We start from the raw sequence: 24,490 nt of genomic DNA, 5'->3' as shown, positions 1-24,490 counted from the left end.
TTTGATTAGGCAAAGTTAAGTCGGAAAACGGTTTCAACATTAGGAACAGAACGTACCTGGACACCTCCTCCGTGAAGTTGCATCACCCTTTTGGAAAGACTTAGGCCAATACCCGTGCCTTCGCTTTTGGTGGTAAAAAAGGGAACAAATATTTCGTCCATTACCTCGGGGGGTATCCCAGGACCGTTGTCCTTAATATCAATATATTTTGAGCCGTTTTCATCGACTCCAGCAACCATTTGCACTTTTCCGCCGCTGGTGGACTCAACAGATTGCAGTCCGTTTTTTGCCAAATTGATCAACACTTGGGAGATTTGTTTTTCATCAATATAAAACTCCAAATCCTCTGGGTGGCAAAGTATATTGAACTCGCTTTCGCCTTCAAGCAGCCGGGCGGACATGAGCACATCTATCTTTTCCAGTAAGTCCTTTCCTTTCACAAGGGTTTTGTTCGGGTCCGGTACGTGCAATAGGCTTCGGTAAGATTGCACAAAATCCATTAAATCTCCACCCTGTTCCTTGATGACCTCCAATCCTTTCAACGTATTTTTTATCTGGCTTTCCTCCAGCTCTTCCATTGGGGTGATTTTGCCTCCTTTTCGGTAGTATTTAATAATGGAATCCGATATGGAAGCAATGGGGGTAATGGTATTCATAATTTCATGTGTAAGCACACGGATGAGTCGTACCCAAGACTCGGTTTCTTTTTCGTCCAGTTCCTTATGGATGTCTTGGACTACCACTAGCAGTAAAGATTGACCGTCCAATCTTAAAGGGGTGGACTTTAGGGCCAATTGTGTTTGTTCGCGCTCATTGGACAATTGGAACAACTTGCGTTGAAAAGGCCGAAAGTCTTTAAAGATTTCGTACAGATTTTCATCCACTTGCTTTAACTGTTTGATGTGGTTCAAGGGTGTATAATCCAACAACTGCTCTAAAGTGGGATTGGCGAAAAGAATATGCCCCTTCTCATTGTAGGTCATGATGCCGATACTGGCCTGTTTCAAAATTTCTTGATAGTACTGCTCCCGTATCTGGAGTTGCATGTGGACTTCTTGGATAAGGCCATTTACACGGTTTAGGCTCTTGTTCAGTTCTTTAAAAGATTCAATCGTAACACCTTCTGGAAAGCGTAGGGTAAAATCCTCATTTTTAATGGCATCAAAAAAGTATGAGATTTTTCTATTGGTCCGATTTATAAAGGTAATTAGTGAGAATACTTGGACAATCATTAAAATGGTACAAAACCCAGAGGTAAAAAACCATTTGTAGGCCAATGAAAAGGCCATTGCAATGGCTGTTAGGGTGAGGAGAACTACCCGGACAATAAGCTGAATATAAAAGTTTCTGCTTGCCATCAGTCGTTCCTTTTCTTCAACTTGTTATAAAGCGTTTGTCGGGAAATGCCCAATTGTTCGGCTGCGGCACTGTAATTGCCCTCATTCTGTTCCAAAGCCCTGAGGATCATTTGTTGTTCCATTTCGTTGAGGGTCATGGGCTCGCTGTCAAAAGAATGCATGGGCTTGGCATGCAACAGAAAATCGGAGGGTTTTAAAACATTGCCATCAGAAAGGATAACGGCTCGTTCCATGGTATGCTGCAACTCCCTAATATTGCCCGGCCACGGGTATTCCATCAGTTTTTCCTGTGCCAACTGATTGATTCGCAAGCCGCTCTTATCATATTTATGGGCAAATTTTTTGAGAAAAAAATCCGCTAGCACCAGAATGTCCTCATCCCGTTCCCTTAGCGGAGGTACTTCAATATGGATAGTGTTGATGCGGTACAGGAGATCTTCCCGAAACAATCCATCCGCGACCATTTGCTCCAAATTGCAATTGGTGGCACATATTAACCGAATATCTACATCAATGGATTTATTGGAACCCACCCGAACTACGGATTTGTTTTGGATGGAAGACAATAATTTGGCCTGCATTTGAAGCGAAAGATTCCCGATTTCATCCAAAAACAGGCTTCCTTGATGTGCGGCCTCAAACTTCCCGGCCCTATCTTCTTTGGCATCGGTAAAGGCACCTTTGGTGTGTCCAAAAAGTTCACTTTCGAACAGGTTTTCGGCAATGGACCCCATATCCACCCCAATAAAAACCTCATTTTTTCGAGTGGATAATCGATGCAGCTCCCGGGCAATCAATTCTTTTCCGGTACCATTTTCTCCTGTGATGAGGACGTTAACATCGGTTTTGGCCACTTTGGCCACGAGGTTCAGAACAGAAGTCAATGCCTTGGACTGGCCAATGATATAATTTCGTCCCTCGTTGATGACCTGCTTTAGGTTGTTCTCTTTTTTCTTTAGGTTGTGTATTTCTTGTTTCGATTTTCTCAGCTCGTAGGCCGATTTCACCGTGGTCATCAACCGTTCGTTGTTCCAAGGCTTCAGCACAAAGTCGGATGCCCCTTGCTTGAGTGCCCTAACCGCTAAATCCACGGCACCGTATGCCGTCATCATGATCACCGAGGTATTGGGCGATTTCTTTTTGATCTCGTTGAGCCAATATAATCCTTCGTTGCCCGTGTTTACCCCAGCGGAAAAGTTCATGTCCAAGAGCACAATGTCAATATCATGTAAGTTAGGGAAAGAGGAAATCTGGTTGGGATTAAAAATGGTTTGGACACTTTTGTACTCAAACTGCAAAAGAATTTCCAAAGCACTCAACACGCTCTTGTTGTCGTCAACCACTAAAATTTTGGCATCAACCATAGGGCTTTTCGGTTCATATTGAAAGCTAAAGCTACTAATTGCTTCGATATGTTTTATATACCTGTAAAACATTTGGACATTTTTTGTACAAAATTTTTACACTTACTTAATGATAATTGTTCAATTTTTATTGTAAATATCTGATAATCAGATTAAAAATATTTTGGCACAAGAATAGACGGTAATTTGGCACAGGATAAAACTATGAGCCTAAAAACATACATTACAACTTTATTATTATTTACATCCTTGATTGGGTTTTCGCAGGAGGTTTGGACGCTGGAGGAGTGTGTGGATTATGCCATTGAACACAATCTTCAGGTTAAGAATACGTCTTTTGGCAACGAATCCAGCAGGGAATCTTATAGACAGTCCATCAGGGACTTATTGCCGACCGTAAGTGGTTCCACCAATTATACCATTAGATATGGTAGGTCTGCCGACCCACAGACCAACGATTATGTGAACACGGATTTCTTCAGTAACAATTATTCGCTCAATGCCAATTTGGACCTGTTCCGTGGTTTTCAAAAATTGAATACCATAAGAGCCTCCAAATTTATTTATAAGGCAACCCAAGAAGATATTCTGCAAGAAAAGTTCTTATTGGCCTTTAGGGTAATGAGTGCTTTCTACGACATCAAATTTTACGAAGGTTTAGTGGCCAACTCCTTGGAGCAACTTGAAATTTCCCAAGGAAACTACGATTTGGTTGAAAAACAGGTGGAACTTGGGTTAATGGCGGGTGCCGATCTTTATGAAGCGGAATCCAATCTTTTGGGCGACAAACTTTTATTGACCCAGAACAGAAACCTGCTTACCAACGCCAAACTGATTTTGATTCAGGAAATGAATTTAACCGAAGCTTCGGATATAAAACTACAGGAAAACCTGGAACAAGCTTCGGTGAACCAAACTGTTGCTTTGGACTCCCTGTACCAATCTGCAAGAGGATTTGTGCCTTTGGTAAAATCGCAAGAGCATAGGGTAACAGCGGCCAAAAAACAGTTACAGGCCACAAGGGGAACCCTATTTCCCTCTTTATCACTTGTTGCAGGGTACGGAACCAGCTATTTTGAGACCAATGTGGATGAAAACGGCAATGTTATCCCGTTTAAAACACAGTTCAACGACAACTCTTCAAAGTTTGTGGGTGCACAATTGAACATCCCCATAAGCAACGGATGGGCGAACCACTCTCAAGTAAAACAGCAAAAAATTGCCTATATGCAGGCCAAGAACAACTTGGAGATCCAGGAGCAGGAACTCTTTAAGCTATTGCAGCAATTGGTTCAGGATAATCGGGCACTAATTGCTGAATATGAACAAAGCACCAAAAAGGTAGAAGCCCAGCAACTGGCCTTCACCATAGCCCAAAAAAGATATGAGAAAGGACTGATCAATGCCTTGGAACTTTTTCAGGCAAAGAACCTGTACGGTGTTGCACAGAACGAAAATTTGCAGGTAGGCCTAAGATTGAAAGTCAACCAAAGCACCATAGATTTTTATAGCGGGCTGCCCATTTTTAATATCAACTAAAAACAACCATGGATATACAATTAGAAAAAAAGAAAGGACTTAAACTAAAACACTACGGTTATATCGCATTGGGGATATTACTCTTGTTTGTTGGCTATAAATTGATTTTTGCCAGTTCCATGTCCACCTTTAGAACAGAAAAGGAACGTTTGTCCATTGCCACTGTGACCAACGGTAAGTTTGATGACTATATTACCATAAATGGTAACGTTGCCCCCATCGCTACAATTTATATGGATGCTTATGAAGGAGGACGTGTTTCCGAAAAGTTGATTGAGGAAGGATCCATGGTCAAGAAAGGGGACATTATCCTAAAACTGGAAAACATGGCCCTGTACGAGCAGATTTTGGCCAGTGAAAGCAACTTGGCATTAAAGCAAAACGACCTGCGTTCCACCAAACTCACCTTCGACTCCAGACAGGTTGAAGGCAAAAAATCCTTGGCCACCGCACAATACGATGTACAGCGATTGAAACGCGCGTACGAGCAAAACAAGGAATTGTACGAGGAAGAATTGATTTCCAAGGAAGTTTTTCTAAGAGCAAAGGAAGATTACGAACTGGCACAAAAGCAATATGAAATTGTAAAACTACAAACAGAACAGGATGATGAATTGCGTGAAACATCCCTAAAAGGTTTGGATGCCGACCTTGAACGTATGCAAAAAACGCTTTCCATGGTTTACGAACGTTTGGACCACCTTAATGTGCGGGCCCCTGCGGATGGACAATTGGGGTTTTTGGACGCAGAAATCGGCCAGAGTATTTCACAGGGACAACGTATAGGACAAATTAACGTGCTTACCAATTTTAAGATTGAAGCAGATATTGACGAGCACTATATTGATAGAGTAAAAAGAGACCTTTCCGCCACTCTGGAACGTAACGGCAACGAATACAAACTGCGTTTGCGCAAGGTGTATCCAGAGGTTAGGAACGGTAGGTTCCGTGTGGATTTGGTTTTTGTGGATGACAGACCGGAAACCATACGTGCCGGACAGAGCTATAACATACGGTTGCAGTTGGGCGAATCCAATGATGCTTTGTTGTTGCCAAAAGGAGGGTTCTTCCAGAGCACTGGCGGACAATGGGTATTTGTGATAAACCCCGATGGAAACGAAGCCATTAAGCGCAATGTGCGATTGGGAAAACAAAATTCCAGATACTACGAGGTCCTAGAAGGGCTTCAACCAGGAGAACAGGTCATTACCAGTAACTACGATAGTTTTGGCGATGCGGAACGGATTGTGTTAAAGTAATCCGTGGAAATGTAACAATCATCAAAAACGAACAGTCTTTATAATAAAACAAAAAACAACCATCAAAAATGATAAAGATAACTCACCTTAAAAAAAGCTTCCGAACAGAGGAAGTGGAAACCTTGGCCTTGAACGGAGTGAACTTAAAAGTAGAGGAAGGGGAATTTGTAGCGATCATGGGCCCATCCGGATGTGGAAAATCCACTTTGCTGAACATCATCGGGATGCTGGACAACCCAACCGAGGGCAGCTACAATTTTGCAGGGCACGAAGTAGGTGGACTAAAGGAAAGCCAACGCACCCAGCTTAGAAAAGGGAATCTTGGATTTGTGTTCCAGAGCTTCAACTTGATTGACGAACTTACAGTTTTTGAAAATGTGGAACTTCCCTTGATCTATCTTAAAATGAACAAGGCCGAGCGCAAGGAAAAAGTGTTAAAGGTATTGGAGCGTATGAAGATTGCGCACCGTGAAAAACACTTTCCACAGCAATTATCTGGTGGTCAGCAGCAGCGGGTGGCCATTGCTCGGGCCGTAGTGACCAATCCAAAATTGATCTTGGCGGATGAGCCGACGGGTAACCTGGATTCCAAAAACGGTATCGAGGTCATGAACCTATTGACGGAACTCAACCAAGAAGGAACCACTATTGTTATGGTAACGCACTCCGACCGGGATTCACATTACGCACACAGGGTCATTAACCTTTTCGATGGCCAAATTGTGATCGAAAGCCAGAACAAGCCAATGAAAAGTATGGTATAGGAGTTTATTCACTTTCCCTGAGCGAGTTTATGCTGAGCGTAGTCGAAGCAATGGGTCAATCAAAAAACGAAAAGTCATGTTTAAAAATCACTTAAATATTGCCTGGAGAACCATCAAAAAAGATAAACTCTTTACTTTTATCAAAATAGGTGGTTTTGCCGTAGGTATAGCCGCCTGCCTATTAATTGCGCTATTTATTCGTAACGAGGTCAGCTACGACCAGCATTATACCAAGAAAAATCAAATTTACAGAGTAGTTTTTCAAGGAGAGATCCAAGGCGAGGTAATGAAAAGTACGCACTTCCAATTGCCTTTTGCCGATGCGCTTCAATCCGATTTTCCCGAAATAATCAAAGCGGGAAAAGTAAACACCATAGAGATATTTGGTGCTGGCAAACGTGGGTTTAGGTTAACCGGAAAAAAAGAGAATACCTTTGAGGAGAACTTTATTCTTGCCGATCAAGAAGCATTCGATATTTTGGAAATACAACTGGAGCAGGGAGACCCTGCAACAGTTTTAACGGAACCCAAAAGCATTGTTCTTTCCAAATCCAAGGCCGAGAAGTACTTTCCTAATGGCAATGCTTTGGAGCAAACCATATTTTTGGACAACGACACTTCGACCCCGTATACCGTAACAGGGGTAATGGAGGATGTGCCCGAGAGTTCCCATCTTGATTTCGATTTTCTTCTTCCCATTGAAGACACCAACCAAAGCTGGACCAACCAGAATTATTTCACTTATGTATTGGTAAACCCCAATACCAATATTCAAGAGTTGGAACAAAAAATGACTTTGATCGTTGAAAAATACATCATTCCAGCTCAAATGAAACGAGGACGTTCGGCCAATTTTATAGATGTTTTGAGAACGGCCGAATATAAACTCCAACCGATAACGGACATCTATTTAAAATCGGACCTAAAAATGCAGGACGGACTCAAGCATGGCGATGTTAAGTTTGTTTGGCTTTTTGCTGCCATTGCCATTTTTGTACTGCTCTTGGCCATTATCAATTTTATCAATCTTTCCACGGCCAAATCGGCCAATAGGGCCAAAGAGGTTGGGCTTAGAAAAACCATTGGGGCGTTCAGGAACAATCTGGTAAACCAATTCCTAACAGAATCAGTGGTTTTTAGCATTATCTCCTTTGTTCTGGGAGTTGTACTAGCTTGGGTGTTGTTGCCTACTTTTAATGAAATTGCTTCCAAAAACATGGAGCTTCCCTGGTCCGCATGGTGGTTTGCCCCTATGTTGTTGGTGTCAGCTTTACTGGTCGGAGTTTTGGCAGGGTTATATCCAGCGTTCTATTTATCAGCTTTTAGACCTGCGAATGTCTTAAAAGGAAAATTGAGTGTAGGAAGTAAAAGCGGAAAGTTAAGGAGCGGATTGGTGATCTTTCAATTTACAACTTCGGTGATTTTGATTATTGGGACTTTGATCATTTACCGTCAGATGGATTTTATCGTAAGCAAGGAATTGGGGTATGACAAGGAACGTGTTGTAGTGCTTGAAGGAACCAATATCCTGGGAAACAAAATAGAATCTTTTAAAGAACAGCTCGCGTCATTATCACAAGTAAAGAGCGTAACCTCCACTAACTATTTACCCATTGATGGCGGCAGTAGAAACGGAAACACCTTTAACGTAGATGGGCAAGATGACGGCGGAAGGGGTGTTCCCGCCCAAATTTGGAGAGTGGATTACGATTATATCAAAACGCTGGGTATTCAACTCGAAAAAGGAAGGGATTTTTCCAAGGACTTTGCCTACGACTCCATCAATTCCATTATTATCAATACCAAAATGGCCTCGGAATTGGGCCTGCAGGACCCAATCGGCAAAAAATTGGATAATAGTGGTCAAGTTTTTGAAATCATCGGGGTTATAGAGAACTTCCATTTCAAATCCCTGAAAGAGGATATCTCTTCACTTTCGTTGGTCATAGGAGAGAATGTTGGTGCCGTTTCCGTAAAATTGGAAAAAGGAGACCCGACAGAAGCCTTGGCCTCCATTGAACAAGTTTGGAACAGAAATGTACCAAATCAAGCACTCAATTATTCTTTTCTGGAACAGGAGTTTGCCCAAATGCACGAAGATGTTCAACGCATGGGTAAAATATTCAACAGTTTTGCCCTTTTTGCCATCCTTGTGGCCTGTCTGGGTCTGTTTGCCCTTTCAGCCTTTATGGTGGAGCAGCGTAGAAAGGAAATAAGTATTCGCCGTGTTCTGGGAGCTCCCTTCAAAAACATTTACAAACTGCTCACACTCGACTTTTTAAAATTGATCATCATTTCTATATGTATTGCCATCCCTATTGGTTGGTATTTGATGAATAGATGGCTGGAAGGTTTTGCTTACCGCATCAGTATTGGCTGGGAAATATTTTTAACCGCAGGGCTTATAGCGCTTGGCATTGCAATAGTTACCATCAGTTATCAATCTATTGGAGCTGCCTTGTTAAAACCCACCAAAGGTTTACGTTCAGAATAATCAATCAAAAACCCAAGAAATCATGTTCAAGAATTATCTAAAAATAGCCTGGAGGAACCTTACCAAGAACAAGGCTTATACTATTATCAACGTAGGGGGGCTTGCCCTAGGTATGGCCGTGGCCCTTATCATTGGGTTGTGGATTACGGACGAATTGAGCCATAACAGCTATTTTGTCAATAAAGAGCGAATAGCACAGGTTTTTCAATCGCAGACCATGAATGGGGAAACAGGGACCGGACCCGCTATTCCCCGCCCGTTGGAAAAAGCCTTCAGGGATGGGTATATGGATAATTTCAAGCATTTGGTAATGTGCTCTTGGAACACTTCCCAATATCTCAAATACAAGGAAACCAGTATATCGAGGAGTGGGAATTTCATGCAGCGCGAAGCCCCCGAAATGTTGGGCCTGAAAATATTGAAAGGTGAAAAGGACGGGGTTCGTGAAATCAATTCCATTATGTTGAACGAATCGACAGCCAATGCGCTTTTTGGCGATGAAGACCCTATTGGAAAGACCATAGAGGTCAATAGTCAATACGACATGATGGTAACCGCGGTATACGAGGATATTCCTTTTAACAATTCCTTCAACGATACTGAATTTATTATGCCTTGGGACAAGTATGTTTCCATAAACGAATGGATTAAAAATGCTGAGGATCAATGGGGGAACAACTCCTTTCAGATGTTTGTCCAAATTGCCGATAATACCACCATGGAATCCGTTACCTCCAAAATCGGTGAGGTAAAACAAGAACTTAATGAAAATTCAAGGGAATTCAACACGCAATTGTTTTTGTTCCCGATGAAGGATTGGCACTTACAATCGCACTTTGAAAACGGGAAACAAGTGGGCGGTAGAATCAAATACGTATGGCTATTTGGGATTATCGGAGCTTTTGTTCTTTTGCTGGCGTGCATCAATTTTATGAATTTGAGTACGGCCCGTTCCGAAAAGAGAGCCAAAGAAGTTGGCATTAGAAAATCCATTGGGTCGCAACGTGGCCAACTTATCAATCAATTTTTAGGAGAATCCTTTTTAGTGGTTTTATTTGCCTATGCACTGTCGATCTTTATTGTAGTCCTATCCTTGAGCGGGTTCAATGATCTAGCTAGAAAGGAAATCGACTTCCCTTGGTCATCTATAGGTTTTTGGCTTGCCTCATTGACCTTTATTTTGTTCACAGCACTTTTGGCGGGCAGCTATCCGGCACTTTACTTATCTTCATTTAGGCCGGTAGATGTTTTAAAGGGCACCTTTAAATCAGGAAAACATTCAGGCCTGCCTCGTAAGATATTGGTGGTGGTACAATTTACGGTTTCAGTGGCCTTCATCATCGGAACGGTGATCGTGATGCAACAGATTAACCATGCCAAAAACAGACCTGTGGGTTACGATAAGGAGGGCTTGGTACAAGTGCCGACCATGAGTCAAGATTTTACCGGAAAGTTTGAATTGATGAGGGAAGAATTTATCAATTCGGGAGCGGTCATCGAAATGTCGACCTCTAGCAGCCCAACAACAAATATATGGTCCAACCGCAGCGGTTGGACATGGGAAGGTAAACCCGAAGGCTTTCAAGAAGACATGGCCTGGACCGAAGTATCACCGGAATTCGCCAAAAGCCTCAATTTAAAGATTGTGGCCGGAAGGGATTTTTCCAGAGAGTTTGCTTCCGATTCAACAGCTGTGCTTCTTAATGAAACTGCTGTAAAATATATGGGTCTAAAAGATCCCATTGGGAAACTCCTTATAGATGAGGACAATGAAAACCCAAGTGATCCCTTGAAAATCATTGGAGTGGTTCAGGATATGATTGCCCAATCTCCATATGAGCCCGTTAAACAAGGCATGTATGTATTCGACAGATATGGTAACGGCTCCTATTACAATATGAGATTGAACCCAGAGCAAAGTGCGAGCCAGAATATCGCTGTCATCGAAAAAGTTTTTAAAGAGCATTTTCCAAGCATCCCTTTTCAATACGACTTTGTGGACGATGAATACGGTGAAAAATTTGCGGCCGAAGAACGCATTGGCCGATTGTCGGGAATTTTTACGGCACTGGCCATTCTGATCAGTTGTTTGGGGCTATTTGGGTTGACTTCCTTTGTGGCAGAACAGCGTACCAAGGAAATAGGGGTGCGCAAAGTACTTGGAGCTTCGGTGTTCAATGTATGGAACATGTTGTCCAAGGACTTTTTAAAACTCGTCATTATCTCCTGTTTTATTGCCGTACCCATTGCCTATTATGTAATGAACGGATGGTTACAGGAGTATCCCTATCGTGTGATACTTAAATGGTGGATTTTTGCCCTTGCCATGCTGGGAGCTCTGGCCGTAACCATTCTCACCGTGAGCTTTCAGGCAATCAAAGCAGCACGGACCAACCCTGCCCGGAGTTTGCGTACAGAATAAATATGAAAAAATGAACGATTATGCTCAAAAACAACATCAAAATAGCCTGGAGAAGCCTTAAAAAACAGCCATTCTTCACTTTTATCAACACCTTTGGATTAGCTATAGGAATGGCTGGAGGGCTTTTGCTCGGGCTCTATATCTATGACGAACTGAATCATGACACTATGTTTGCCGATGCAGATCGTATCCATAGAGTCAACGCAGACCTTAAATTTGGCGGAGTCGAAAACCAGTTTGCCGAGGTGTCCGCTCCTATGGCCCAAGCCATGCTCAATGACATTCCCGAAGTGGAACTTACCACAAGGTTCAGGAACGTTGGGAGTGTCTTTATTAGACCTCAGGGAACTGAAAGCAATGTAAAGGAACTTTCGGTTGCCTATGTAGACTCCACTTTCTTTAAAATGTTTGGGTTAAAGCTTTTATACGGCGATGAACGTTCTGCCTTGAAAGAACCAAATACCTTGGTCATGACCAAGACAGCTGCCGAAAAACATTTTTCCACAAATAAAGCCATTGGGCAAACAGTGTTGTTGAACGACAATGAAGTATATCGGGTAACCGGGGTGATAGACGATATGCCCAAGAACTCGTTCCTAAAAGATCGTGGCCTTTTCCTGGCTATGTCAGGGTATGAAGATGCACAATTGGCTGAATGGGGAAGCCACAATTACTACACGTTCATCAAGTTGTTGCCTGGAACAAAAGCTGGGGACATTCAGAATAGACTACAAAGTATGGTCGGGAAATACTTGATTCCCTATGTCCAGACATTCTTCCCCGGAATTACGGAACAACAGTTCATCGATTCTGGCAACTACATGTACTACACCACCATACCCTTGACAGATATCCATTTGTATTCGGGAAGAAACCCAGAGTTCAGTGCTGTGAGCGACATCAAGAACGTTTACATTCTTTCGGCCATCGCGCTGATTCTCCTAGTTTTGGCCAGTGTTAACTTTATGAACCTTTCCACTGCACATTCCCTCAAAAGGGCCAAGGAAGTGGGCATTCGGAAGACCCTGGGTTCCCAAAGAATTGGGTTGATAAGACAGTTTTTGACCGAGTCGGGGCTTATTTCATTAGCTTCTATGTGCTTGGCGCTACTGATGGCCATGGCAATTCTTCCTTTGTTCAATGAATTGTCCGGAAAAGAATTGGCCCTTCCCTTGCACCATGTTGGTTTTTGGGCCGTACTAGTATTGGCTGCAATGCTTCTAGGGCTTGTTTCAGGGACTTACCCCGCTTTTTTTATGTCTCGTTTTGTGGCCGCCAAGGTGCTCAAAGGACAGAGGGGTAACGCCATTGGTGGGGAAGGGGTAAGAAATGCACTGGTCGTCCTCCAGTTCTCCATTTCGGTGTTCTTGATACTGGGTACTTTGGTCGTTTTTCAGCAATTGCAGTATATACAGGGCAAAAACTTGGGGTATGGCAAAAACCAAGTGTTGGTGATCAATGGCGTTAATGCCCTTGACATGAAAAAGAAGGCCTTCAAGGAAGAAGTGATGCAGCTCAGTCAGGTTAACAATGCCACACTGAGCAGTTTTTTGCCCACTCCTTCCGCACGTACCAACAGCTCATTCATGAGGGCCGAGGACCGCAGCCAGGAAAAGACCATCAACATGCAACAGTGGAACGTGGACGAAGATTATCTCTCGACCATTGACATTTCATTGATTTCGGGAAGAAATTTTGACATCGGTCGTTTTGCCAGTGATTCCACAAGCATCATCGTTAATGAAAAAGCAGTGGCCGTTATGGGAATGACAGCTCAAAACGTGTTGGGCACCCAACTTGTTAATGATTTTGATGATGGTACCCTTCTCACCGTGATCGGGGTGGTCAAAGACTTTCATTTTGAATCGCTCCGCAACGAAGTCGAGGCCCTTGGGTTTTTCTATGGAGCTGGTGGGGCGAGCAGATTGGCCATAAAGCTCAGTGAAGGCGACGTGTCCCGTACCCTTTCCGAAATTGAGGAGATTTGGTCGAAATTGGCCCCTTCCCAACCTTTTGAGCATTATTTCATGGACGATTCCTTCAATACCAGTTATGAAGCGGAGCAACGTTTGGGCAAAATATTCATGGTATTCACCGTTTTATCCATCTTTATCGCTTGTTTGGGACTGCTCGGGCTCGCAGCATTCAATGCACAAAAACGTGTAAAGGAAATTGGGGTTCGCAAAGTACTGGGGGCTGGTGTTGGACAAATTGTCTATCGCTTGTCCGTCGACTTTTTAAAGCTTGTTGGACTTGCAGTGATTATTGCCTTACCATTAGGCTGGTATGCCATGGATCGGTGGTTACAAGACTTCTCCTATCGCATCGTTATTCCGTGGTGGATTTTTGCCCTCTCGGCATTGTTGGCTGTAGGAGTGGCCTTGTTGACCGTGAGCTACCAAAGTATAAAAGCGGCTGTTGTAAATCCGGTCAAAAGTTTAAGAAACGAATAAAATCAGGACATGCTTTTACAACTCAACAACATATTCAAATGGGTCACCACGGGCGGCCAACGTATTTTTCTATTGAAAGACATCAATCTCGAAGTAGAGCAAGGAGAGTTCATATCCATTATGGGACCATCAGGTTCGGGAAAATCAACCTTGCTCAACATTATCGGGATGCTGGATACTTTTGATGAGGGCGAGTACAATTTTTTGGATGAATCCGTTCATTCCCTTAAAGAAAAGCACCGTTCCAATCTGTACAAACAATACATCGGCTTCGTGTTCCAATCCTACCATTTGTTGGATGAACTTACCGTAAGGGAAAACTTGGAAATGCCCTTGATCTATAAAAAAATCAAAGGCCCGGAGCGTAAGGCCATGGTTGCCGATATGTTGGACCGTTTTAACATTGTGGGCAAAAAGGATCTTTTTCCAGCTCAACTAAGCGGTGGACAACAGCAATTGGTAGGGGTGGCAAGAGCTTTGATCGCCAATCCAAAATTGATTTTGGCCGATGAGCCCACTGGCAATCTAAACTCCAAACAGGGAGAGGAAATCATGGAGCTGTTCAAACAGTTAAATGAAGAGGGGGTAACCATCATTCAAGTGACACACTCGGAAAAAAATGCGGAGTATGGTTCCAGAATCATCAATTTGTTGGATGGCAGAATGGTTTGACCGTTAAATCTCCCCCTAAGCTTTGCCTCTATAACCAAAGAAACATGACCGCTTCGCTTTTAGAATCAAGAAACTAGACTCAACATCGATTGTTTTCGGAGATAGGTAAAATTCCAGCGGCAGACGGGCGTGTAAGAAGGGTTTTGGAAGTCAGTTTGCACTAGCTAGTCGACAGTGACTCTTATCTTCGAGTTTGAACTTGATGCTTGACTTGAGCTTGTTCGGTGCTTGAAGAGTCCAAAAATCAGGTTCAAAAGGTATTTGTGGAGATTGGAGGAATTCGTGTCAAAAGGATATTGGGAGTCCGAAGTCAGTAGTTCCCTGTGTTGTTTGGTCTTGGGTCTTTGCTCTTGAACTTGGTGCTTGTGCTTGAAAATCAATCAGCCAATTCGGCCAGTTCCTTGCCCACAAGACTGCCGAGGGCAACCCCCATTCCTCCAAGACGCACCCCACAATAAATAGAGTTGGAAACTTGCTTGACAATAGGCGATTTTTGGGCGCCCACACCCATGATGCCGCTCCATCTGCGTTCAATTTTTAGGGGATGATTAGGTAAAATCATATTACGGAGCAATGTTTCAAGCTTATCTTGAATGATTTGGGTTTCTCCGAATTCAGTGGTTTCCTCGGTTTTAAAATCGAGGTTTCTGCCACCGCCAAATAGAATTCTATCATCAATATTGCGGAAATAATAATACCCTTCATCAAAATGGAAGGTGCCCTTTATGTGCAAATTTTTGATGGGTTCCGTAACCAAAACTTGCGCCCGGGCAGGTTTCACGGTTTCAGAGTTTATTAGCTTGGAGGCAAAACCATTCGTGGCCACAAACACTTTTTTGGACACAAATTCAAAGTCAGTTGTCTTGATGGTCGCTTTTCCGTTGGATTCGACCACCTCTTCGACCATCACCCCATTTAAAATGGGGAGTTCCATACTCACGCACTTTTGAATCAAAGAACGCATCATTTTGCCCGTGTCCAGTTGCCCTTCCTGCCGATGCGTGATGTATTTTTCTTGAATATTGAAAAAACCGAAGCGATTGCCATTGGTAACAAATGGCTGTTGGGGAAAAACAGGTTCCATTAAATTGTTGAGGTAAGGCACGGCCGCCAAACATTTTTCATAAAACCCAGGCTTTTCCAAAGGAAAAAGTTCGTGGCTTCCATGCAATTCAAAACCTATGGCCTTGTCTCCAAGGAGGTTTCGCAAACGTTGAATCCCCTCCCACCGTTTTTGAACCAGTTGCACCACTTCTTCCTCTGTATGATGGTCTAGGTCCGATAAAATTTCCGAGGCGCTCCCAAAGCAGGCAAAACCGGCATTTTTGGTGCTTGCGCCTTGGGGCAGGCTGCCTTTTTCCAGAATCAAGACATTGCTTTTCGGGTATTTTCCCTTTAGATGGATGGCGCAGTTGATGCCAACAATCCCACTGCCGATTATGGTAAAATCGACATTGGAAAACCAGCTTTTATGTTCCCAATAGCTTAATTCCATAAAAGAAAAACCCCGATGCTATCGGGGTCTATATTAATGATGGTCTTGATATTTTGGATCCATTTTAAAATCCTCCATAAATTTGGTGGTGTAATTACCTGCCAAATAATCTGGATGATCCATCAGTTGACGATGGAATGGAATGGTAGTCTTAACACCCTCGATCACAAATTCGTCCAAAGCTCGCCTCATTTTGTTGATGGCCTCTTCCCTTGTTTGTGCTGTGGTTATCAGCTTGGCGATCATGGAATCATAATTTGGAGGAATCATGTAACCACTGTACACATGTGTGTCCAAACGAACACCGTGTCCGCCGGGAGTATGAAGTGTTGTGATTTTCCCAGGGGAAGGCCTAAAGTCGTTATAGGGATCTTCCGCATTGATCCTGCACTCAATGGAATGCAATTTGGGATAATAGTTTTTTCCCGAGATCGGTACTCCACCAGCAACCAAAATTTGCTCACGAATCAAATCGTAATCCACAACTTGCTCCGTAATAGGGTGCTCTACTTGGATACGGGTGTTCATTTCCATAAAGTAGAAATTTCGGTGTTTGTCCACCAAAAACTCAATGGTGCCCGCCCCTTCGTATTTTATATATTCGGCTGCTTTTACGGCCGCTTTCCCCATGTCTTCACGGAGTTTGTCCGTCATAAACGGTGAAGGTGTCTCTTCGGTAAGCTTTTGGTGTCTACGCTGTACGGAACAATCCCTTTCGGACAAGTGACAGGCTTTGCCATACTGGTCGCCCACAATTTGGATTTCGATATGCCGGGGTTCTTCAATCAGCTTTTCCATGTACATGCCGCCATTGCCAAAGGCAGCGGTTGCTTCGTTTACGGCACTGTTGAAGTTTTTCTCCATTTGCTCCTCGGACCAAATGGCGCGCATTCCTTTACCACCACCACCGGCAGTGGCTTTGATCATTACCGGATAGCCCATTTTTTTGGCTTCTTTTCTGGCATGATCAACATCTTTCAACAAACCTTCGGAACCGGGAACCGTGGGAACACCTGCTTTTTTCATGGTTTCCTTGGCGGTTGCCTTATCTCCCATTTTCTCAATTTGCTCACCCGAAGCACCGATGAATTTGATATCGTGCTCGGCACATATTTTGGAGAATTTGGCATTTTCGGAAAGGAATCCGTAACCAGGGTGAATGGCATCGGCGTTGGTGATTTCCGCTGCGGCTATAATATTTGGAATCTTTAAATAGGATTCGCTACTGGGCGCTGGCCCAATACAAACAGCTTCGTCGGCAAAGCGGACATGAAGGCTTTCCTCGTCGGCCTTGGAGTAAACGGCAACGGTCTTGATGCCCATTTCCTTACAGGTTCTTATAATCCGCAAGGCAATTTCACCCCTATTTGCAATCAATATTTTTTTAAACATAGAACACAATCTTAAATTCTGAATTCTAAATCTTAAATGGTTTTAGGTGACGAAACGCCCCCAAAATTTATCATTTAAAACTCACTACGATGGGTCTACCAAGAACAAAGGTTGGTCAAACTCAACAGGAGAGGAATCATCAACCAATATCTTAACTATTTTACCTGAAACCTCCGATTCAATATCGTTAAAAAGTTTCATTGCTTCGATCACACATAGAACATCTCCTTTATTGATGGAACTGCCAACCTCAACGAATGGCGGTTTGTCCGGGGATGGTTTTCTATAGAATGTTCCTATGATGGGTGATTTGATGGTTATGTATTTTGAGTCATCATCTCCTTTTTTAGAATCCGAAGGTGATGGCGACGCAGCTTCTTGGGTTGTTGCAGGTGCTTGCGCAGCTGGGGCAGCGGCGCTCGGCGCTTGGGCTACGGGTATTTGCTGAACAATGGTGGTCTCTGGTGTGCTGGAGCTAGTGCTTCCCGTTCGAATGGTAATCTTAATGTCCTCCATTTCCAGCTTCACCTCGCTGGCACCCGATTTGGCGACAAACTTGATTAAACTTTGAATTTCCTTAATGTCCATGGAATATAATTTAGTTAGTTGTGTGATTAAGAATTATAGGCCCACTTCAAGTAAATGGAACCCCATGTAAAACCTCCTCCAAAGGCGGCAAAAATAATATTATCTCCTTTTTTCAACTGCTTCTCGAAGTCATAGAGCAACAAGGGCAGTGTGGCGGATGTCGTGTTTCCGTACCGGTCAATGTTAATAAGAACCTTCTCGGCCTCAAGACCCATTCTGTTGGCCGTAGCATCAATAATACGTTTGTTGGCTTGGTGTGGCGCCAACCATTGTACATCGTCTTTTGTTAGGTTGTTCCGCTCCATGATCAAAGCTGAAACATCGGCCATGTTAGAGACTGCAAATTTAAAAACAGACTTCCCATCTTGAAAGACGTAGTGCTGTTTGTTTTTTACCGTTTCCTCTGATGCCGGCAAAATGGAACCTCCTGCATCAATCTTTAAAAATTGACGGCCAATCCCATCCGAGCGCAAAAACTCATCTTGTAAACCTAAGCCTTCTTCATTGGGTTCAAAAAGAGCCGCTCCAGCTCCATCCCCAAAAATAATACAAGTTGTTCTATCGGTATAATCTATTATGGACGACATCTTATCGGCCCCAATGACCAATACTTTTTTATATCTGCCGGATTCTATATAACTGGCCGCGGTGGACATCCCGTACAAAAAACTGGAACATGCAGCTTGTAGATCGTAAGCAAAAGCGTTTACCGCACCAATTTCTGAAGCCACATAGGCCGCAGTGGAAGCGACAGGCATATCGGGGGTGGCGGTGGCAACGAGTACAAAGTCTATTTCCGAGGCTTCGATGCCCCTTTTTTGGAGCAAATCTTCCGCAGCTCTGATTGCCATGAAAGATGTTCCCGCATTAGCTTCTTTTAAGATTCTTCGTTCCTTGATCCCTGTTCTTGTGGTAATCCATTCATCGTTGGTATCTACCATGGTTTCCAAAATCTTATTGGAAAGAACAAAATCTGGAACGTACCCTCCTACAGCTGTTATTGCTGCTGTTGTTTTTTTCATTTTAGCCTCTCTTTACTGTCAAAAAGATTGAAATTTGACCCAAAAGCGGTGAAAATTAGTCATTTTATATGACTTTATTGGTAAAATTAACCGTTTTTGGATGTTAAGACGGGTCCATAAAAAAACTCCCGTCAAAAATTCAACGGGAGTTGCTTTATTACAAGGGATTTGCGGTTAGGCCGCAGTCTCCTCTTCTGTTTTGTCAATCAAAACCTGACCTCTGTAGTACAATTTGCCTTCGTGCCAGTGAGCTCTGTGGAACAAGTGCATTTCACCTGTAGTAGAGTCCTTGGCAATCGTTGGCGCAACTGCTTTGTAGTGGGTTCTTCTTTTGTCCCTTCTGGTTTTTGATGTTTTTCTTTTAGGATGTGCCATTATAAACCTATTTATCCGTTAGTAACTTTTTTAAATCGTCCCATCTGGGATCTGTTTTTTCTGATGATTTCGTATGCTCTTTTGGCTGTAATTCTTCCAGCTTGTCCAAGATGTCCGATTGCAACGTTCCGTCCTCAACTCCGGGATGAACCCTTTTTTGGGGAACGGCAAGCACCAACATTTCGTATATGTACTGTGCTATATTGAACTGGTGCTCTCCATGTGGTATGATCAAGATTTCATCGTCTTCATCGTTGTACTCTTCGCCAAACTTGACGACTAGTTTTAAACCGGAATCGATAGGTTGGTCAAAAGGCTCGCCTGTCAAATCACAATCCACATTTATGGTACCCTTCGCTTCAATCTGGAGTTCCATCATGGTGCTCATTTTTTCCAAAACGGCACTTATTTGAACGGAAGCTCCGTTAAATTCTTGGTAGTCAAAAGATTCAAAGAACGCATCATCAATCTCGTACACAAATTTATGTTTCCCCAACTTCAGACCTGAAAAAGGGATAAAAAACTCTTTCAGCTTCATCATTTCTACACTTAAGGTTTGTGTACCAGCCTTTAAAGGCGGGTGCAAAGATACTACTAATTTACAAAACTGCAATTCTAGCCACAACAAATATCCAAAATGCAGTCAACTTTTTATCCCCCGCGCTTAATTTTCTGCTTTTGTAAGGGATTTTTGGTCAATTCCAGGTACTCCGTTCTGTTCTTGAACACTTGCATTGCGGTAAACACGGCTTCTTTAAAAGAACTCTCGTCCGCTTTGCCCTTTCCTGCGATTTCGTAAGCGGTTCCGTGGTCTGGTGATGTACGTACTTTGTTTAATCCTGCCGTATAATTTACCCCTTTTCCAAAGGAAAGGGTCTTGAATGGAATAAGGCCTTGATCGTGATAGGCCGCCAAGATGGCATCAAAATTCTGATGACTGTTGGAACCAAAAAAACTATCTGCCGAATAAGGTCCGTATACCAAAGTGCCCTTGTTGAACAGTTCTTCTATGGTAGGTTTTAGAATTTTATCATCCTCCTCGCCAATGGTACCACTGTCCCCACTATGGGGATTAATTCCCAGCATGGCAATTTTGGGCCTACGGATACCAAAATCCATTTTAAGGGATTTTTCCATGGTGGCGACCTTGTTCCGAATCAATTTGGGGGTAATGGCCTTGGCCACATCTTTTACGGCGATATGGTCGGTGAGCAATCCAACACGCAAGGAATTGGTTACCATAAACATCAAGCTTTCACCCTCCAGTTCTTGGGCAAGGAAATCGGTATGGCCGGGAAATTTAAAATTTTCGGACTGTATATTGTTTTTGTTGATGGGTGCCGTGACCAAGACATCAATTTTGTCTTCTTTTAATGCAGAAACTGCAGCCCTCAGGGAGCGAATAGCAAAATCGCCTGCTTCTTTGGTGGCGTGACCGTATTCAATTTTCGGTGTTTCTTTCCATACATTCACAATATTGACCTTGCCTTCCAGAGCCTGGCCCGCATCCCGAACACCATTGAATTTGAGGTCAATCCCCAAATCTTTTATTTGTTGTGAAATGATTTTGTTCGATGCAAATATCACTGGGGTACAAAACTCCAACATTCTTGGGTCTTCGAATGTTTTGAGCGCTACCTCGCACCCAACGCCGTTAATGTCCCCTATGGAAATCCCTAACTTTATTTTTTGATTTTCCTTCATAAAATGAATGCCGTTATGGCTACTTTTGCATTACAAATCTAGTCAATTAATAAGATACATGTTCACAGGGATTATAGAGACTTTGGGTAAGGTTGAAAAGCTGGAAAAAGAGGGCGGAAATCTACACATTACCGTTGCTTCCGATATTACTTCTGAATTGAAAATTGACCAGAGTGTTTCGCATAATGGGGTATGCTTAACTGTGGTTTCTCTTGATGGTGACAACTATACCGTCACGGCCATTGAGGAAACCCTGAACAAAACCAACTTGAGCGATTTGGAGTTGGGGGATGTAGTGAACTTGGAGCGTGCCATGGTTTTGGGTGCCCGTTTGGACGGTCACATTGTTCAAGGGCACGTGGACCAAACCGCTACCTGCAAATCCATCGAGGAAAAAGACGGCAGTTGGATCTATAGTTTTGAATACGACCTCAAACTCAATAATGTAACCATTGAAAAAGGCTCCATTACGGTGGATGGGGTGAGCTTGACCGTGGTTGACTCACAAAAAAACAGCTTCAGTGTAGCGATTATTCCCTACACTTACGAACATACTCGTTTCCACACCTACAAAGTAGGAACTGCTGTAAACTTGGAGTTTGATGTGGTCGGGAAGTATGTTTCCAGGTTATTGGAATTGAGGGGTTAAGACCCATCAAAGCACACTCCGCATTCCGCGCCATATTTTTATCAAGAAAAATGTTGCGACCAACACCAAACCAGTGAGCCCTATGGCCAACGGATAATTGCCATAGATCCAGTTTCCTGTGGCAAAAAGGCAACCGTATACCAAAATACAGCCCACGATCATGGCCAATACACCCGATGGAACCGTCCATTTTTCATTACCATCGTCCAAAGAAACCCCTTCGGCTTTAGCTTCTTCATGAATCTTTTTCCAGCCAGGACCTCCCGGTTTTGTGATTTTGTAGAATCGGTACAATACCTTGTTTTCTTCAGGCTTGGTTAAAAAGGTCGTTGCCAACCAAAGTATCGTGGTTATAAGCACGACCAGTGGAAATTTGCTCCAACCTGGAAATGGTGCTGCTTCCGACAAAAAGAGCGCATCTTCATATTGCCAGAACAAAATGGAAATGATTCCTGATGAGAACATGGCAACGATTTCACTCCATGCATTGATTCGCCACCAGAACCATCGCAATAAAAAGATAAGCCCGGTTCCCGCTCCAAACATGATAATGATGTCGAACAATTGCGTTGCATTGTTAAGTTCCAAAGCAAACAAGCTACTCAAGACCATCAAAATAACAGTGGAAATCCTTCCCACGTTGACCAATTCTTTTTCTGAAGCGTTTTTGTTGATTTGTTGTTTGTAAAAATCATTCACAATATATGAGGAACCCCAGTTAAGGTGGGTCGATATGGTTGACATGTAGGCCGCTCCCAAAGAAGCCATTACCAGACCCAATAGGCCAGTGGGCAACATGGTTAGCATGGCGGAATAGGCCAAATCGTTTTTAAGGATGTTTTCGGGCACATTGGGAAATGCTTGGCGAATACTCTCCAAATCCGGGAATACGACGATGGATGCCAATGCCACCAAAATCCAAGGCCAAGGCCTTAGCGCATAGTGCAAAATATTAAAGAAAAACGTGGCCCCGATGGCATGATTTTCATTTTTGGCTGCCAGCATTCGTTGGGCGATGTAGCCTCCACCGCCTGGCTCGCCGCCCGGGTACCAAGCACTCCACCATTGTACGGCCAAGGGAATAATCAAAAGGCCAATCAACGCCTCAGTATCTGAAAAATCGGGAAGAATGGACATTTTTTCCTGCACTTGTGCATTGGCCAAAATATTGTCCAAACCACCAACTTCGGGCATATTTACCAAATAGACCGCTGCTCCAATAGCACCGCCCATGGCAACAAAAAACAGCAGGAAATCGGTATAAACTACCCCCCTAAAACCACCTACGGCGCTAAATATTACAGTAATGGTACCACCTAGAAGCACAGTTTCAACAGGTTCCAGCCCCAGCATTACCTGTCCGATTTTAATGGCTGCCAAAGTTACGGCCGACATGGCCATTACATTAAAGACAACTCCCAAATATAAAGACCGGAACCCTCTTAGGAAATGTGCAGGCTTTCCGCCATATCTTAGGTCATAAAACTCCATATCGGTGGAGACGTTGGATTTCCTCCAAAGTTTCGCGTAGACAAATACCGTAAGCAAACCTGTGAGCAAAAAGGCCCACCAACCCCAGTTTCCGGAAACTCCGTCGGTACGTACAAAATCCGTGACCAAATTGGGGGTGTCGGTAGAGAATGTGGTGGCCACCATGGAGAATCCCAAAAGCCACCAAGGCATGCTACGGCCAGATAAAAAGTATTCTGCTGTGTTTTTTCCTGATTTTTTGGATACGTAGATTCCAATGAAAAGGACTATGGCGAAGAATCCAAAAATGATGATGTAATCTAAAAGTTCTAGTTTCATTTGTTTAGTTTGGCTGGAGCTAAAGATAGGTTTTTTGAGTTAATTTTGTAAACCAGAAAAAAGTCTTCATGTTTCTTTCCACATTCTCAGATATTTCCGTTGCTGCATGGATAATGGCCGCTACTGCTGTTTTCTTAATGGGAGTTTCCAAAGCAGGGCTCAAGGGAATGTCCATTTTTAATGTAACGCTCATGGCATTGGCATTTGGTTCCAAGGCATCCACCGGGCTTTTTATTCCCTTGTTGATCGTGGGGGATACGTTTGCCGTGATTTATTACAATCGACATACCCAATGGAAGTATATTATAAAATTTCTTCCCTGGATGATTTTGGGTATTCTTATTGGTGTTCTGATTGGAAAAGACCTGCCCGAACGGGAATTTAAATGGGCTATGGTTGTGGTGATATTTATTAGTTTGGGCATGTTGGTTTTTTGGGACCGTAGAAAGTCCAAAACGGTGCCCACCCAATGGTTGTTTTCTGGCTCCATGGGAGTATTCGCAGGTATTTGCACGATGATCGGAAATTTGGCCGGGGCTTTTACCAATATTTTCTTTTTGGCGATGCGATTGCCCAAAAATGAATTTGTGGGCACGGCAGCCTGGTTATTTTTTATCACCAATCTGTTTAAAATGCCTTTTCATGTTTTTGTTTGGAAAACCATTACGGTGGAAAGTCTTTTGATCAATTTAAGATTGCTCCCAGCTATTTTTGTTGGTTTGGTTTTGGGTGTTTTTTTGGTGAAGAAAATCAATGAAAAAAACTACAAACGCTTTATTTTGATTGTGACGGCGATTGGTGCCGTGGCGATTTTGTTTAGGTAGAAGATCGAGTACCATAAATAAAAAGAAGGTGTCTAAAAAAGCTTGTTGCCTGTCAGTTCGAGCCCTTCGGCTACGCTCAGGATAAACAAAAGTCGAGAACTTGAATTTATGTTGATAATCAATGGGTTTCGACTGCGCTCAACCTGACAAATCCAAACTTTTGTTGCTTTTTAGGGACATTCAGGAGTAAGCCTGTTTTTTCATGAACATTAAACTAAATGCCACTGAACCATATTGGTTTTAGTGGCATTTTTCATTTATATGTTGTGCTCTTGATGCTTTTGAACGAAGATGCGTCCGTTTTCAA

Annotated in this window: 19 protein-coding genes; 9 read left to right on the top strand and 10 right to left on the bottom strand. The window is 43.1% G+C overall.

All coding sequences use genetic code 11. From position 1 onward, the window contains the following. Positions 1-5: 5 nt before the first annotated feature. A complete protein-coding gene (locus AC13CC_RS09330; RefSeq protein WP_482875718.1) occupies positions 6-1,358 on the bottom strand; it encodes a sensor histidine kinase in 1,353 nt (450 codons plus the stop codon). Further along, complete coding sequence (locus AC13CC_RS09325) at positions 1,358-2,794, bottom strand: sigma-54-dependent transcriptional regulator (RefSeq protein WP_482875717.1); 1,437 nt, start codon at positions 2,792-2,794, stop codon at positions 1,358-1,360. Before AC13CC_RS09325 ends, AC13CC_RS09330 begins: the two co-directional genes overlap by 1 nt. Positions 2,795-2,926: 132 nt before the next feature. Between AC13CC_RS09325 and AC13CC_RS09320 the strand changes: the two genes are divergently transcribed. The 7 genes from AC13CC_RS09320 (at position 2,927) to AC13CC_RS09290 (ending at position 14,325) form a co-directional block, all read left to right on the top strand. Continuing rightward, on the top strand, positions 2,927-4,261 hold the full coding sequence (locus AC13CC_RS09320) for a TolC family protein (protein ID WP_326276563.1): 1,335 nt from the start codon (positions 2,927-2,929) through the stop codon (positions 4,259-4,261). 8 nt (positions 4,262-4,269) lie between these two features. Then, a complete protein-coding gene (locus tag AC13CC_RS09315; RefSeq protein WP_482875716.1) occupies positions 4,270-5,520 on the top strand; it encodes an efflux RND transporter periplasmic adaptor subunit in 1,251 nt (416 codons plus the stop codon). 68 nt (positions 5,521-5,588) lie between these two features. Further along, the gene (locus tag AC13CC_RS09310; RefSeq protein WP_482875715.1) at positions 5,589-6,284 is read left to right on the top strand and encodes an ABC transporter ATP-binding protein; all 696 of its coding nucleotides are present in this window, start codon (positions 5,589-5,591) and stop codon (positions 6,282-6,284) included. Between the two features lie 76 nt (positions 6,285-6,360). Continuing rightward, positions 6,361-8,778, top strand: coding sequence for an ABC transporter permease (locus AC13CC_RS09305; protein WP_482875714.1), 2,418 nt, complete (start codon positions 6,361-6,363; stop codon positions 8,776-8,778). A 22-nt stretch (positions 8,779-8,800) separates the two neighbouring features. Beyond that, on the top strand, positions 8,801-11,200 hold the full coding sequence (locus tag AC13CC_RS09300) for an ABC transporter permease (RefSeq protein WP_482875713.1): 2,400 nt from the start codon (positions 8,801-8,803) through the stop codon (positions 11,198-11,200). Positions 11,201-11,220: 20 nt separating this feature from the next. Next, on the top strand, positions 11,221-13,653 hold the full coding sequence (locus tag AC13CC_RS09295; protein ID WP_482875712.1) for an ABC transporter permease: 2,433 nt from the start codon (positions 11,221-11,223) through the stop codon (positions 13,651-13,653). Between the two features lie 9 nt (positions 13,654-13,662). Continuing rightward, on the top strand, positions 13,663-14,325 hold the full coding sequence (locus AC13CC_RS09290) for an ABC transporter ATP-binding protein (RefSeq protein WP_482875711.1): 663 nt from the start codon (positions 13,663-13,665) through the stop codon (positions 14,323-14,325). 376 nt (positions 14,326-14,701) lie between these two features. Here AC13CC_RS09290 and AC13CC_RS09285 read toward each other — a convergent pair whose 3' ends face one another. The 7 genes from AC13CC_RS09285 to pdxA all read right to left on the bottom strand — a co-directional run bounded on the left by AC13CC_RS09285 (position 14,702) and on the right by pdxA (position 20,901). Then, on the bottom strand, positions 14,702-15,820 hold the full coding sequence (locus AC13CC_RS09285) for an NAD(P)/FAD-dependent oxidoreductase (RefSeq protein ID WP_482875710.1): 1,119 nt from the start codon (positions 15,818-15,820) through the stop codon (positions 14,702-14,704). Between the two features lie 33 nt (positions 15,821-15,853). After that, the gene (gene accC / locus AC13CC_RS09280; protein ID WP_482875709.1) at positions 15,854-17,212 is read right to left on the bottom strand and encodes an acetyl-CoA carboxylase biotin carboxylase subunit; all 1,359 of its coding nucleotides are present in this window, start codon (positions 17,210-17,212) and stop codon (positions 15,854-15,856) included. A gap of 84 nt (positions 17,213-17,296) precedes the next feature. Then, on the bottom strand, positions 17,297-17,800 hold the full coding sequence (gene accB, locus AC13CC_RS09275; protein WP_326276555.1) for an acetyl-CoA carboxylase biotin carboxyl carrier protein: 504 nt from the start codon (positions 17,798-17,800) through the stop codon (positions 17,297-17,299). Between the two features lie 26 nt (positions 17,801-17,826). Continuing rightward, the gene (locus AC13CC_RS09270; RefSeq protein WP_482875708.1) at positions 17,827-18,822 is read right to left on the bottom strand and encodes a beta-ketoacyl-ACP synthase III; all 996 of its coding nucleotides are present in this window, start codon (positions 18,820-18,822) and stop codon (positions 17,827-17,829) included. 174 nt (positions 18,823-18,996) lie between these two features. Beyond that, positions 18,997-19,197 (bottom strand): 50S ribosomal protein L32, encoded by a 201-nt coding sequence (gene rpmF, locus AC13CC_RS09265; protein ID WP_014032589.1) that lies wholly within the window; start codon positions 19,195-19,197, stop codon positions 18,997-18,999. Between the two features lie 7 nt (positions 19,198-19,204). Further along, positions 19,205-19,738, bottom strand: a complete 534-nt coding sequence (locus AC13CC_RS09260; RefSeq protein ID WP_326276553.1) for a YceD family protein — start codon at positions 19,736-19,738, stop codon at positions 19,205-19,207. Positions 19,739-19,848: 110 nt separating this feature from the next. Further along, the gene (pdxA, locus tag AC13CC_RS09255) at positions 19,849-20,901 is read right to left on the bottom strand and encodes a 4-hydroxythreonine-4-phosphate dehydrogenase PdxA (RefSeq protein WP_482875707.1); all 1,053 of its coding nucleotides are present in this window, start codon (positions 20,899-20,901) and stop codon (positions 19,849-19,851) included. A gap of 58 nt (positions 20,902-20,959) precedes the next feature. Between pdxA and AC13CC_RS09250 the strand changes: the two genes are divergently transcribed. Then, positions 20,960-21,550, top strand: coding sequence for a riboflavin synthase (locus AC13CC_RS09250; protein WP_482875706.1), 591 nt, complete (start codon positions 20,960-20,962; stop codon positions 21,548-21,550). Positions 21,551-21,556: 6 nt separating this feature from the next. Here AC13CC_RS09250 and AC13CC_RS09245 read toward each other — a convergent pair whose 3' ends face one another. Beyond that, on the bottom strand, positions 21,557-23,359 hold the full coding sequence (locus tag AC13CC_RS09245) for a sodium:solute symporter family protein (protein ID WP_326276551.1): 1,803 nt from the start codon (positions 23,357-23,359) through the stop codon (positions 21,557-21,559). Between the two features lie 68 nt (positions 23,360-23,427). On the opposite strand from AC13CC_RS09245, the gene AC13CC_RS09240 reads away from it, so the two are divergent. After that, positions 23,428-24,183, top strand: a complete 756-nt coding sequence (locus AC13CC_RS09240) for a sulfite exporter TauE/SafE family protein (protein ID WP_326276550.1) — start codon at positions 23,428-23,430, stop codon at positions 24,181-24,183. Positions 24,184-24,490 lie beyond the last annotated feature (307 nt).

Source organism: Flagellimonas sp. L-11 (assembly GCF_056857735.1).
Note: the sequence above shows the minus strand (reverse complement) of the source record. Positions and strands in the feature narration are given on the sequence as shown.

Coding starts and splice junctions, on each gene's coding strand:
- AC13CC_RS09330 (WP_482875718.1), bottom strand. CDS start 1,358: ATGGCAAGCAGAAACTTTTATATTCAGCTTATTGTCCGGGTAGTTCTC.
- AC13CC_RS09325 (WP_482875717.1), bottom strand. CDS start 2,794: ATGTTTTACAGGTATATAAAACATATCGAAGCAATTAGTAGCTTTAGC.
- AC13CC_RS09320 (WP_326276563.1), top strand. CDS start 2,927: ATGAGCCTAAAAACATACATTACAACTTTATTATTATTTACATCCTTG.
- AC13CC_RS09315 (WP_482875716.1), top strand. CDS start 4,270: ATGGATATACAATTAGAAAAAAAGAAAGGACTTAAACTAAAACACTAC.
- AC13CC_RS09310 (WP_482875715.1), top strand. CDS start 5,589: ATGATAAAGATAACTCACCTTAAAAAAAGCTTCCGAACAGAGGAAGTG.
- AC13CC_RS09305 (WP_482875714.1), top strand. CDS start 6,361: ATGTTTAAAAATCACTTAAATATTGCCTGGAGAACCATCAAAAAAGAT.
- AC13CC_RS09300 (WP_482875713.1), top strand. CDS start 8,801: ATGTTCAAGAATTATCTAAAAATAGCCTGGAGGAACCTTACCAAGAAC.
- AC13CC_RS09295 (WP_482875712.1), top strand. CDS start 11,221: ATGCTCAAAAACAACATCAAAATAGCCTGGAGAAGCCTTAAAAAACAG.
- AC13CC_RS09290 (WP_482875711.1), top strand. CDS start 13,663: ATGCTTTTACAACTCAACAACATATTCAAATGGGTCACCACGGGCGGC.
- AC13CC_RS09285 (WP_482875710.1), bottom strand. CDS start 15,820: ATGGAATTAAGCTATTGGGAACATAAAAGCTGGTTTTCCAATGTCGAT.
- accC (WP_482875709.1), bottom strand. CDS start 17,212: ATGTTTAAAAAAATATTGATTGCAAATAGGGGTGAAATTGCCTTGCGG.
- accB (WP_326276555.1), bottom strand. CDS start 17,800: ATGGACATTAAGGAAATTCAAAGTTTAATCAAGTTTGTCGCCAAATCG.
- AC13CC_RS09270 (WP_482875708.1), bottom strand. CDS start 18,822: ATGAAAAAAACAACAGCAGCAATAACAGCTGTAGGAGGGTACGTTCCA.
- rpmF (WP_014032589.1), bottom strand. CDS start 19,197: ATGGCACATCCTAAAAGAAAAACATCAAAAACCAGAAGGGACAAAAGA.
- AC13CC_RS09260 (WP_326276553.1), bottom strand. CDS start 19,738: ATGATGAAGCTGAAAGAGTTTTTTATCCCTTTTTCAGGTCTGAAGTTG.
- pdxA (WP_482875707.1), bottom strand. CDS start 20,901: ATGAAGGAAAATCAAAAAATAAAGTTAGGGATTTCCATAGGGGACATT.
- AC13CC_RS09250 (WP_482875706.1), top strand. CDS start 20,960: ATGTTCACAGGGATTATAGAGACTTTGGGTAAGGTTGAAAAGCTGGAA.
- AC13CC_RS09245 (WP_326276551.1), bottom strand. CDS start 23,359: ATGAAACTAGAACTTTTAGATTACATCATCATTTTTGGATTCTTCGCC.
- AC13CC_RS09240 (WP_326276550.1), top strand. CDS start 23,428: ATGTTTCTTTCCACATTCTCAGATATTTCCGTTGCTGCATGGATAATG.